The 12,251-nt window shown below is 34.7% G+C and carries 10 protein-coding genes; 1 reads left to right on the top strand and 9 read right to left on the bottom strand.

Annotated elements, in window-relative coordinates; translation table 11 throughout:
* Positions 1-17: 17 nt before the first annotated feature.
* Positions 18-1,168 (bottom strand): IS3 family transposase gene (locus A9G24_RS02830; RefSeq protein ID WP_141673042.1). Its coding sequence is split into 2 segments (ribosomal slippage): positions 18-922 and positions 922-1,168, totalling 1,152 coding nucleotides; the frame shifts between segments, so codons are not numbered across the junction.
* 148 nt (positions 1,169-1,316) lie between these two features.
* On the opposite strand from A9G24_RS02830, the gene A9G24_RS02820 reads away from it, so the two are divergent.
* On the top strand, positions 1,317-2,405 hold the full coding sequence (locus tag A9G24_RS02820) for a hypothetical protein (protein WP_141673041.1): 1,089 nt from the start codon (positions 1,317-1,319) through the stop codon (positions 2,403-2,405).
* Positions 2,406-2,625: 220 nt separating this feature from the next.
* Here the strand turns inward: A9G24_RS02820 and A9G24_RS02815 are convergent, their stop codons facing one another.
* The 8 genes from A9G24_RS02815 to A9G24_RS02780 all read right to left on the bottom strand — a co-directional run bounded on the left by A9G24_RS02815 (position 2,626) and on the right by A9G24_RS02780 (position 12,251).
* Positions 2,626-4,245, bottom strand: coding sequence for a hypothetical protein (locus tag A9G24_RS02815; RefSeq protein WP_081303053.1), 1,620 nt, complete (start codon positions 4,243-4,245; stop codon positions 2,626-2,628).
* An 809-nt stretch (positions 4,246-5,054) separates the two neighbouring features.
* Entirely contained in the window at positions 5,055-5,969 is a 915-nt protein-coding gene (locus tag A9G24_RS02810; RefSeq protein ID WP_065637676.1) for a lysine exporter LysO family protein, read from the bottom strand.
* An 80-nt stretch (positions 5,970-6,049) separates the two neighbouring features.
* Positions 6,050-6,991, bottom strand: coding sequence for a VirK/YbjX family protein (locus A9G24_RS02805; protein ID WP_065637675.1), 942 nt, complete (start codon positions 6,989-6,991; stop codon positions 6,050-6,052).
* A gap of 228 nt (positions 6,992-7,219) precedes the next feature.
* A complete protein-coding gene (gene eno / locus A9G24_RS02800) occupies positions 7,220-8,521 on the bottom strand; it encodes a phosphopyruvate hydratase (protein WP_065637674.1) in 1,302 nt (433 codons plus the stop codon).
* A 47-nt stretch (positions 8,522-8,568) separates the two neighbouring features.
* The gene (pyrG, locus tag A9G24_RS02795; RefSeq protein WP_065637673.1) at positions 8,569-10,206 is read right to left on the bottom strand and encodes a glutamine hydrolyzing CTP synthase; all 1,638 of its coding nucleotides are present in this window, start codon (positions 10,204-10,206) and stop codon (positions 8,569-8,571) included.
* Between the two features lie 777 nt (positions 10,207-10,983).
* Positions 10,984-11,538 carry a TonB-dependent receptor domain-containing protein gene (locus tag A9G24_RS02790; RefSeq protein ID WP_065637672.1) on the bottom strand — a complete coding sequence of 185 codons (555 nt, stop codon included), beginning with the start codon at positions 11,536-11,538 and terminating at the stop codon, positions 10,984-10,986.
* Positions 11,519-11,920 (bottom strand): TonB-dependent receptor domain-containing protein, encoded by a 402-nt coding sequence (locus A9G24_RS02785; RefSeq protein WP_065637671.1) that lies wholly within the window; start codon positions 11,918-11,920, stop codon positions 11,519-11,521. The genes A9G24_RS02790 and A9G24_RS02785 overlap by 20 nt, the downstream gene beginning before the upstream one ends.
* A gap of 49 nt (positions 11,921-11,969) precedes the next feature.
* Positions 11,970-12,251, bottom strand: coding sequence for a hypothetical protein (locus tag A9G24_RS02780; RefSeq protein WP_065637670.1), 282 nt, complete (start codon positions 12,249-12,251; stop codon positions 11,970-11,972).

The raw sequence follows: 12,251 nt of genomic DNA, 5'->3' as shown, positions 1-12,251 counted from the left end.
TGATCCTCGCCAAAATATTAGACAGTGCCCACCTCTATCATTTTTTCGTTTTGGTAATATTGTTGTTCATATTGTTCAGGTGATACCCAGCCATTAGCTGAATGACGGCGTATCCGATTATAATAGATTTCAATATATTCAAATAGTGCTTTATTAGCCAGTTTCCTCGTTTTGTAGTAACAGTCATGAATAATGTGTGTTTTGAGTGTATGAAAAAAACTTTCAACAACCGCATTATCAAAGCAATTTCCTCTTCGACTCATGCTTTGCCTGAGTCCATATTGTAACAATAACTGCTTGAAATCAGCACTGCAATATTGGCTTCCTTGGTCACTATGAATGAGTACATTTTTAGGAAAGTAACGCCGAAATAAGGCTTGTTTTAATGTATTACACACTAAATGGCGGTCTATGTAGCGACTCGTTTGCCTAGCAATCACTTTTCGTCCATATAAATCGATAATCACCGTCAAATATAACCAACCTTCACCCGTTTTAATATAAGTAATATCGGTTACCCATGTCGTATTCGGCTTATCAGGGTTAAATTGCCTATCTAACGGGTTGGGCGCAATATTGTGATGAGCCGTATCTGTTTTATACTTGAATTTACGTGCTGCTTTACTCCGTAATCCCAATTGTTGCAAAACACGGCTAATTGTCCTTTCTGAAACTTGATAGCCCGCTTCTCTTGCATCATGAAGCAGGCTTGGCGCACCCAAACGGGCTTTATGTTGCCAATACTGCTTTTGGATATACTCGCTGAGTTTGGCTGATTTGTTTGCTCTTTTTAACCAAGCATAATAACCCGATGAACTGACACCAAGTAATGAGCATATCTTAGTAACGGGATAGCAGATTAAATGATTTTTCATATAAGCGTACTTCACCGACTTGGATTGTTGATGAAGTACACATGCGCCTTTTTTAGTATATCATTGGCCATTTTCAGTTCTTTAATCTCTTTTTCTAACGCCATAATCCGCTGTTGCTCAGCCGTTAACTCTCGACGGCTGGTTTTATTCGGGGAAAGTTGCCTAATCCATTTATCTAGGGTTGATTTACCCACACCTAGATGGTTGGCAAGTTCGCTGATAGAAAGGTGTGCATTAGATAACGCATAATCCACCGATTGTTGTTTGAATTCGATACTAAATTTTTTGACCATGATATTTGTCTCCTATGATTTTTGTTTATATCATAGAGGCAACTTTTGTCCACTTTTTTGGCGAGGATCAATTAATATCTTTCAATTCATATAAAAATTCTATAACATCACATTGAAATAAGAAATTAAGAGAAACGAAATAATAACAATGAAAACGATACTATTTGCTTTGCTTGTAATACTCTCCTTTCCTGTACTGAGTTTTACTTATGTTTACAAAGGCCATATGGAGGATAAAGAAATAACGTTATATTTGAGCACAATAAAAGCTTTTTGGGTCGATAAAGATGATCACAAACAAATACAACATGTTTTATCCTATGATTGTGTGCTAATGGACTCATGCGATGAAGTTATCCAGCAAACCAGTTTAAAACTTTATGATGATAAAGATATTTATTTTGATAACAATGATAATCGCCCAAAAATGAAAAACTCAATCAGTTATTTCAAATTTAATCATAGTGGGCAAACACTATTTAATCAGACATTAATTGGTTATTGGTTTGATGGTAAAAAAAATCAACAATACCCAGTAAAATTACAAAAACAGTTTGAAATAAGTGATGAAGCAGATGATGAATTTGATCGCCTTGAATTATTACAGGCAGATTCATCAGATAAATTTTATTTTACTGCGGTATTATCAAAAAAGAAAAAAGAAAAAATTAAACTAGTTGGTGTGAATGTTTATGAAAAAAGCAACCACCAATTAATTCAAAAAATACAAAATTTACATTATAGCTACAACCAATTTAACAGCATTTATCTAGAGGATATCAATTTTGACGGCAATCTTGATTTAGCCATTAAAAAATATGCCTCAAGTGCCAGAATAGGAGAAAATTATGACTACTATATCAATAACAAAGGTAAATTTGTTGCCACAAACTTGTGGGGTAGCGATATCGATTTTAACCCGAAAGATAAATCGGCCACAGGTAAAAAAAATTGTTATGATTATAATGAAAAACAGCAAAGAGTCTTGACAACAATACAAAGTATTTATCATTATCAAAAATACAAATATATCAATATAAAAAATAGCTGTCAGTTTAAAAACATTGATACTCAAAAGCACAGAAAATGTAATGAAGATGAATATAACGCTTGTTTGTTAAACCGAAATAATATTAATCGAGAAAATCCGCATATGATTGGTGAAGATAATATATTGTATAAAAATATGGTATGGTACAAAGGTAAATTCATTGATGGCATTGTAGATGATGAATGATTATGATGTGGTTTTAACTAGCAATAGTCTTATATAATCGTTATTTAGTATAATAATCTAGTTAAATTATTTACAATATAAAAAACGCTTTTTACTGGCTATTTTGCCAAATTTTTACTGCATTGGATTAATACTGCTATTTATTCACGCCATAAAAACACAACTATTTTCGATATAATTTTTAGTTTGATGCTGATCATTATCAGCATCAAACTATGAATTATCCTTTACAAATTGCATATCCTAAATCAGGATCTTCAGCTAAAAAGGAACCAATAAACCCATCATGGCTATGCACAATATAATATATCCCATGTTCACGGACATTTATAGTCCAATATCTAGACATAAAATAATCAGGATTTAATTCTTGCCATTCTGAATCAGGATAAGAAGATTTAGTGGTCCACCCCCATTCACCCAAAATAGAGTCTCCTATGGCACGAGTGTAACTATTAGAAATTGTCAGTTTGTCTCTATCTAATTCTGCTGTTTGACCTTCATATCGTGGTGAGTTTGTTAATTGAGCTAGTCTCATCATATTTTGTAAACCGCCACAGCGTTGTTGTACAGCATTAAACGTTCCCCTAAAATTTTGAGGTATTCCCCAAGTAGCAGTAGGATTAAAGGTATAATCGTGAACAATTGAGGGATCTCTTTTTAAAGTAGCTCTCACTGTAACATTTCCTGATGGTTTGCTATTAAGTTTTACTAAGCCATTTTGATCAACCGACACCCCTCCTCCTGGATTGTTAATTAATTGATAGCGGTAATCTGTTTGCGCACCAGTCATCACTAACTGAAATTTAGCTCCAGGAAATCCCGTTGCTGGAAATGTTTTTGACGACACCACGGGTTTAACCTTAAAACCATAGTTTGGTACATAATCTTGAGTATAACCGCCACCAACAAGAGGATGGCGATTAGCATATTCAGGTCGATTAAAATAATATGCCTCCGTTTTTAAATCAACTCCAATCCATTGGTGTTCTGGATGAACAATAGTAGAATTGGGTTTGGCATAACATAGCTCTGATTTTGCTGCTATTTGGTAGCTCTTGGATAAATTAAGCTGTTTGCTTTCATTTGGGATACCATACTCCGAATAGGCTTTTACTTTTGTTTCAATTACCAATTTTAGTGGCATTGAAAAACCACTGCCACAACCTATAATCTTTTTCTTATCATCACCAGTTATGCGTCTTCCGCTATTGTCATACCACCAATAGTAAGTCGATTCCACTTTAAACGGTTGACTCGGATCAGCATTATCACCATCGATATCGCGATAATTCTTTACCCTATCTAAGTTGGTTGGTGTATAAGTTGCCACTTTAAAATCATTCAGCGTTAAATTACCATCAAATTCTTTCACTTCACCAGATTTTAGCGTGCCATTTTCCTCACTATAAAAAACACCGTTGACAGTAAAACCATGTTTATCTGCACTCGATAACACCACCACTTGCGGTGCATTCCCAGCAATAACCTGACTTGAAGTCGCTGTTAGTATTGCATTAGCTGAGCCAACGTGTACCCATTGTGATAATAAGATTAAACTCATTACTTGAGTAGGTTTTGGTTTTAAGTGAGCTGTCAGTGCCGTTATTTTGGTAGCAAAGTGAGATTTGCAATGGAAGTGTTTAAAACAAAAAGGTAACGCTAAAGATAAAACGTTTTGCTGTAATATTACATTTGAAATAAAACAACTAACAAAATGCCCGATGCCCGATGCCCGATGCCCGATGCCCGATGCCCGATGCCCGATGCCCGATGCCCGATGCCCGATGCCCGATGCCCGATGCCCGATGCCCGATGCCCGATGCCCGATTAAGTTCATATTCTATCATAATTTTATTATTCCTCATATTTATTTTTACGAATTTATTGTTATAAAATAATCAGTTAATATCATTTTTAATGATTTAACATAAAAAAGTATATAACTATGTTACGCTATTTTAGAATAAAAACTTCATTTTTTACCTAATTTTTTGTAAAGTTTTGTTAAACGTATAAAAATCCATAACTGTAGGAATTACTCACGTTGTTTATAGTAATTTGAGAAAATACTGTAATGAATAGATATAAAAATAAAACTAACACTTTATCAACAACAAGCAATATGGCGCTTACATCATAAAAAAATGACTGTCACTGATTTGACTAAATGTTTTATAGTTAGTCGTCCAACCATTTATAACACTAAAAACTCATGAAACATTAAATAGCATGACTCCCATTGCATATAAAACACGAAACAGACAGCTTAATTTTGTGTGAATTACACCCCCAAAAATGGGGATGATTTACACAACTGTTCACTTTCTAGATTATATTTTGTAAAAAATATTCAGGATCCTATACCGTTTGGTAATTAAGACTTCTGTCCTCATTTGTTTAAACGTGTGCTCACCATCTTATTAATTAAAAATTCACTAAACCTGCCTGCCCGCAAATGAATGGGTAAGCCGAAAACATAATTCGTACTTTAATGGAGATATAGCATAATCAGCAAATAGTAACAATTCAAAAGATAAAAGCAAAAGTTTAAGCGATTTCTGGTAAATCGCCTTATGAATTTTTTAGAAGCTTATTTTAATCATAAAATATAGATGACTCGATGTTTTCCTGCACATTAAGCTAGAGCTAAAACCAAAAACCGCCATAGTTAAATAACGTGATAATTATGGGCATAATGAGCGTCAATAAAAATCCTTGGGCAATAGCTGCCGGCACAATGGCTACCCCCCCACCTTTTTGTAGCATTGGTAGCGTAAAGTCCATTGATGTCGCACCACACAGTCCTAATGTTGTTAATTGATGACGCTTAATCAATATAGGAATTAAAATAATCGCACATAATTCACGCAAAATATCATTTAAAAACGTAGCACTACCAATAACTGGACCGTGGGCTTCTGTCATTAAAATACCCGATAACGAATACCAACCAAAACCCGATGACATGGCAAGACCAACACGAATAGGCAAGTTTAAAATAAACGAGGCAACCATCCCGCCCAATAAAACGCTCATTACAACCAATATGGATGTGGTCATCCCAACTTTATTGAGTAAAATTTGTTTAATCGAAATATTATTACTGCGTAATTGAATTCCGACTAAAAATAATAAAAAAAACAGTACAATTTGAGTTACATTTTCAGCATATTGCCAAATAAATAATGGCAATAACCCACAAATAAACCCAATAATTAGTGCAATACATACACGTAATGATTCAAGAATCATCTTAAAATGTGACGTATAAGTTTGATTCACATTATCAGTTTTGGAGGGGGATAAAAAATCCAACATCATTAAAACAACAAAATTCCCACCAAACGTGCAAATAAAAAGAACAATTGCATAATATAAAATAACTTGCAAATTAGTGACTAAATTATCTAAATGTGCCAGTTCAACTCCCATAATGAACAAAATAAGGTAGATCATCCAACTCAAAGTTAGATTAATTTTGGACATCCAACTGTTGTTTTTAATTTTAATTAAATATCCTAAACCCAATGGTACTAGCGCAATAAGAATACCAAAATACATATTTTATTCCTTAACTATTCCTTGCTTTTATTGTTAAATTATGGGGTCAATTATACGTTTTAATATATTACCACTAATCATTATAATGATGCTAAAGTTTGCTCAATATTAAGTTGAAGCTGATCCAATAACACATAACGATTACGATATTCTGAGCGTTTTTTACTGGCAATTTCTTCAATTGATTTTCGATTAATTTGATTTGGTAGTATAAATAAACCATTAGTATCTTGTTTTCCATCAAGGGTTAACCAAAAATCGTCATAATCCGACAAAATGCGCTCTTGACGGCTGTTATAGCGCCAATTGTTATAGATATGAGTTTTGTTACCCACGGCAACAATTTGCGTTAATTGATAGTAACGCGCAACAGTTAATGCGGCTTCAACAGCAATACGTTTAGGGAATAGCCCATAGCAGGCTTTAGTTGCTTTTTGTACACGAGTACGTGCATCATCGTGTCCTGTGCCTTGTAATCCAGCAATAAAGAGTGTTGGTTTGGCTTGATATTCAACGATTGAAAACGTCAAAGTGGCTAAGTCGATGCCATCACTATCATAAAAATAAAGGCTGACTTCGCCCTCTCTTGCAAATTTATTACGGGCTTGCACTGCTATTTTAATGTTTTGTTCATTTTTAACTGTTACATCCGCCAATACAAAAGGCAATTGCGGATTATAAAAAGCCTTGCTTACGCTATAAGGTTGTTTAGCTAAAAAATCATAGTGATACGCCAAAGCGTCATAACGGGCTTTTTGACTCAAGCAAGAGGCTAAATAAGGTCGCTGTAATTTACATGGTAAATTAGTTTGGCATGAAAAATAATAGCCAAGCAGTGGATACTGTCTTAATTTATCAAGCCATTTGAAAGTAATTGGACTTAAGAACAAGGTTCTTAAAAAAAACTTATAACGATAGGTCGGGTTAAGCCATAATTCGTTTAGCGGTAATTTACCGGTATAAAGCCAGTTAAAGAGTTGCCATTTGCTTTTTGGCTGAGACATATTCGTAATATTATTCATAAGTAGAACTTTAAATCAAGTTAGTTATTTTAACAATTATAGGGTGACTAAATTAATCAATACGCATTAGTTATTAATAAGCCATAAAAAAATCAAACAATAAGAGTACAACACAACTTTAGTCGGTGCAACTATTCCTACATAAAGTAGGTTTAAATTATATGAAAATAAAAAACGGTGAACTAGTCACCGTTTTTTTAAGTGATAATTTAGTTTATAAAAAACTAATTATTGACCTTTAACTTCTTTTAAACCATTGAATGGTGCTTTTGACCCTAATGCTTCTTCAATACGGATTAATTGGTTGTATTTTGCAACACGGTCAGAACGGCTCATTGAACCAGTTTTGATTTGACCAGCAGCTAAACCAACTGCTAAATCAGCGATTGTTGAATCTTCAGTTTCACCACTACGGTGAGAAATAACCGCAGTATAACCCGCATCTTTCGCCATTTTAACTGCAGCAATAGACTCAGTTAATGTACCAATTTGGTTTACTTTAATTAAAATAGAGTTAGCAATACCTTTTTCAATACCTTGTTTGAAGATTTTAGTATTGGTTACAAATAGATCATCGCCCACTAATTGGATTTTGTGACCTAATGCTTTAGTTTGGTATGCCCAACCTTCCCAGTCGCTTTCATCTAAACCATCTTCGATTGATACGATTGGATATTGTTCTGTTAAGCCTTCTAAATAATGAGTAAATTCTTGCGCAGTGAATTCTTTATTACCTTCACCTTTTAATACATATTTACCTGTTTCTTTGTTATAGAACTCAGAAGCGGCACAGTCCATCGCTAAAGTAATGTCTTTACCTAATACATAACCTGCTTTTTCTACTGCTTCTTTAATGCAAGCTAATGCCTCAGCATTTGAACCTAAGTTAGGCGCAAAACCACCTTCATCACCCACTGCTGTATTCATACCTTTAGCATGTAATACTTTAGCTAAGTTGTGGAATACTTCAGAACCCATGCGAATTGCTTCACGTACTGTTTTAGCACCAACTGGTTGAATCATAAATTCTTGTAAGTCAATGTTGTTATCCGCATGTTCACCACCGTTGATGATGTTCATCATTGGTAATGGCATTGAGTATTGACCTGGAGTACCGTTAAGATCTGCAATGTGTTGATAAAGTGGAACACCTTTAGCAGCAGCTGCTGCTTTAGCGGTTGCTAAAGATACAGCAAGAATTGAGTTTGCACCTAAGTTAGATTTGAAATCAGTGCCATCTAAGTCAAGCATGATTTGGTCGATAGCAGCTTGATCTAATGCATCTTTACCAACAACAGCTTTAGCGATTGGTCCGTTTACGTTTTCTACTGCTTTTAATACGCCTTTACCTAAAAAGCGAGATTTGTCACCATCACGAAGTTCTAACGCTTCACGTGAACCCGTTGATGCCCCTGATGGAACGATTGCAAGGCCAACAAATCCACCTTCTAAATGAACTTCGGCTTCAACAGTTGGATTACCACGAGAGTCGATGACTTCACGACCATGTACTTTAACGATTTTTGCCATGTTATTTTCCTCTATATGACAGATATATTACAAATGTTAATTCAAAACTATTTTTGTTGCTGCTCTTGATAATCTTTGGCAGCTTTAATAAAACTACTAAATAGTGGATGTCCATCACGTGGTGTTGAAGTGAACTCCGGATGGAACTGACACGCAACAAACCATGGATGATCTGGTATTTCGATGATTTCGACCAGCTTTCTATCCGTTGAAAGACCTGTCACTTTTAACCCAGCTTTAACCACTTCAGGTAATAAATTGTTATTTACTTCGTAACGATGTCGATGACGCTCAGTAATCGATTCATTTTTATACATTCCGTATACTAATGAATTTGGTTCTAAATGGCAAATTTGCGAACCTAAACGCATTGTGCCACCTAAGTCACTGTTTTCATTACGTTGTACTACATTGCCAGATTCATCACTCCATTCTGTGATTAAAGCAATGATTGGGCTTGCACAATCTTTAACAAATTCGGTTGAGTTAGCATCTTTAATACCTGCAACATTACGCGCATATTCAATCATAGCTACTTGTAAACCAAGGCAAATACCTAAATATGGGATTTTGTTTTCGCGCGCATAGCGAGCTGCCATAATTTTACCTTCAACACCACGATAACCAAATCCACCTGGAATTAAGATCGCATCTAAGCCTTGAAGTAATTCTGCGCCACGCGATTCAAGATCTTCTGAATCAATATAACGAATGTGCACTGTTAAACGATTTTTTAATCCCCCGTGTTTTAACGCTTCATTCACTGATTTATAAGCATCAGGTAAAGCAATATATTTACCCACCATACCGATTGTTACTTCACCCACTGGGTTGGCTTCTTCATAAATCACTTGTTCCCATTGCGATAAATCAGCTTCTTTACATTCAAGACTAAATCGTTTGCAAACGAAGGTATCTAAGTTTTGCGATTTTAATAACGCAGGTATTTTGTAAATAGAATCGACATCTTTAAGCGAAATAACTGCACGCTCAGGCACATTACAAAATAGCGCAATTTTGGCACGTTCATGAGCAGGAATAATGCGATCAGAACGGCAAATTAAGACATCCGGTTGAATACCAATTGACAGTAACTCTTTTACTGAATGCTGTGTTGGTTTGGTTTTCACTTCACCAGCAGACGCTAAATAAGGTACTAACGTTAAATGCATAAATAACGTGTGCTCACGACCCACATCCACAGCTAATTGACGAATCGCCTCTAAAAATGGAAGAGATTCAATATCACCTACTGTACCACCGATTTCAACAATGGCAACATCAAAACCTTTTGCCCCATCAATCACGCGTGACTTAATTGCATTAGTGATATGAGGAATAACTTGAACCGTTGCCCCTAAATAATCGCCACGGCGCTCTTTGCGTAACACATCAGAATAGATGCGACCTGTAGTGAAATTATTTTTTCGCGTCATTTTAGTGCGAATGAAACGTTCATAATGCCCCAAATCAAGATCGGTTTCAGCACCATCTTCAGTCACAAACACTTCACCATGTTGAATAGGACTCATTGTGCCGGGATCGACATTAATGTAGGGATCAAGCTTGAGCATGGTGACTTTTAAATTGCGGGCTTCTAAAATTGCAGCGAGAGATGCTGCGGCAATGCCTTTACCAAGAGAAGAAACGACACCGCCTGTAACAAAAATATAATTCGTGACCATTTACCAGACCATTATTAATTTATTAGAATAATATTGCATCGATTTTAAAGCATAAAACCAATACAACATACAAGAATCAGACGGGAATGTAGTATAGCAGAATCTGCCTTGTCTCACAATTGAATAATTAGCTTTAACTAATTCTTTTAAAAGAATGTCACCAAAGTTATTCTTATTTTTAAAACGTGCCTTTTTAATAAGGCATGTAGAATTTTGTTATATCCATCTAGACGACTCATTCTTTTTAATCAACCTTACTTATTATATCGGTGACAACTTGTTAAACTTTTGAGTTAAATTCTACACCTGCCTTTGCTTTTTTGTATTTTATATGATTTTAAAAGACCGGTTGCTTTAATATTAAATAATTAAATAAGTTTTATTACTAAAACAGCATTAAAAGCAACAAAAATAAAATTAGTATCAAATACGATGTTGAATTCACACAAATCTCTTACATGGCAATTTAATTGCTTGGTTATCATCGTCAACATTCGATATTAAATTCTCAGTCTCTCAACTAATATAAAAAACTCTATAAACTTATTTTTAATATTAAAACACCTGAATTTATTAACAAAATGCCGAATAAACAAGCTGGGTTATCTTGCCAATTATGACTTACCTCATATTTAAAGCTTAATTAATTCAGCATTTGTTTTTATATCACCTTACAGTTTATAACTAGTGGTCAACAAAAAGGCTCTAGGTGTACCCGGCATACTACTTGAACGCCAATACTCTTTACCTAGGAAATTAGTAAAGGCTAAAGTTACATCAAAGTAGCGAGATTGATAACCAACCGTAGCATTCCTCTGGGCGTTTAAATTGGTTCTTATCATCGTTATACATCGATCTTTTATAATTAAGTTCCACTTCAGTAAACCAATTATTGTAAGGTAAATAACGAACGCTTAGATAACCACTATGCTTAGCTGTGTTAGGCAAGTATTTGTCTTGATTGGCTGGTGTTTTTTTATCTTTATGGACTTTGGCTTGTTGATAACCAATACCACTATTAATATACCATTTTGATGCCAGCTGTCCAATAGCGCTTAGCTCAATGCCTTGGCTACGATCACTCCCTTTTACCTGCCAATTATAAGGATCATTAACGGCATCTGGTTGGTAATAGACATTATATAGTTCAAGATCATAAAGGGCGATTTGAAAAGAAAGCTTATCATCTAGCCAATCACTTTTAATTCCAACTTCATATTGACGCAAATATTGGGGTTTATCATCATAAACTGTTTTTGAGTCGGTCATAATTGTAATAAGACCTCGCCCTCCATAAGGTGCAAAATTTTTACTATTTACTATAAGAAGCATAAAAGCTCTGTAATTCCACAGTTTGCCAAATTAAACCAATTCGAGGACTTAACGAGTGCCCATCATATGAACTGTTTTGATGTTTTAATTTGTCATTTGATGCAAAATTATAATTATCGTAACGTAATCCTGCTAATAATTTCCATTGTGCTGTAAAACTAATTAAGTCTTGCCAATAAAATCCTTTCGATGTGGCTTTATGATTAGTTTTAGTATTCAATTTACTATAATGAGACTTTTTGGAATGCCAATACGGATGAAACGGATCAACCACCTCTGGATAAACACTGGTTAAGGCTAATCTTGGTTGGCGCTTTTCAATGTTATATTCAATACCAATAAGCATATCATAAACAATACTTGCTGTATTAAATTTACCCATTAAATCAGCAGTGTTACTATAATGTCTTATTAGCAGTTTCTTACCAAGCTCAGCGAAATTGCAATTTACCTTGATGATGACAATCTTTACCATTATTCAGTTTGCCATTTAAATGACAATAATTACCTGCATAAATGTGATCAAAATTTTGAGACGCTTGACGGTATTGATTGGTTAATTTAATAGACCAGTCATGGTTGAATTCAAATCCCATGACAGAAAGTAATGAACGATCTTTCACATAATCATCAGGATGAGCATAGGCCGTTTTAATCGATACGCCTTTAGGTAAATCATAATAAACCAGTGCTTTATCAGGCTTACACCACAA

It is taken from the genome of Gilliamella sp. App6-5, assembly GCF_001690525.1.
GTDB classification, from domain to species: domain Bacteria; phylum Pseudomonadota; class Gammaproteobacteria; order Enterobacterales; family Orbaceae; genus Gilliamella; species Gilliamella apicola_H.
The sequence above is the reverse complement of the archived record's forward strand: the minus strand, read 5'-3'. Positions and strand labels throughout refer to the sequence as shown.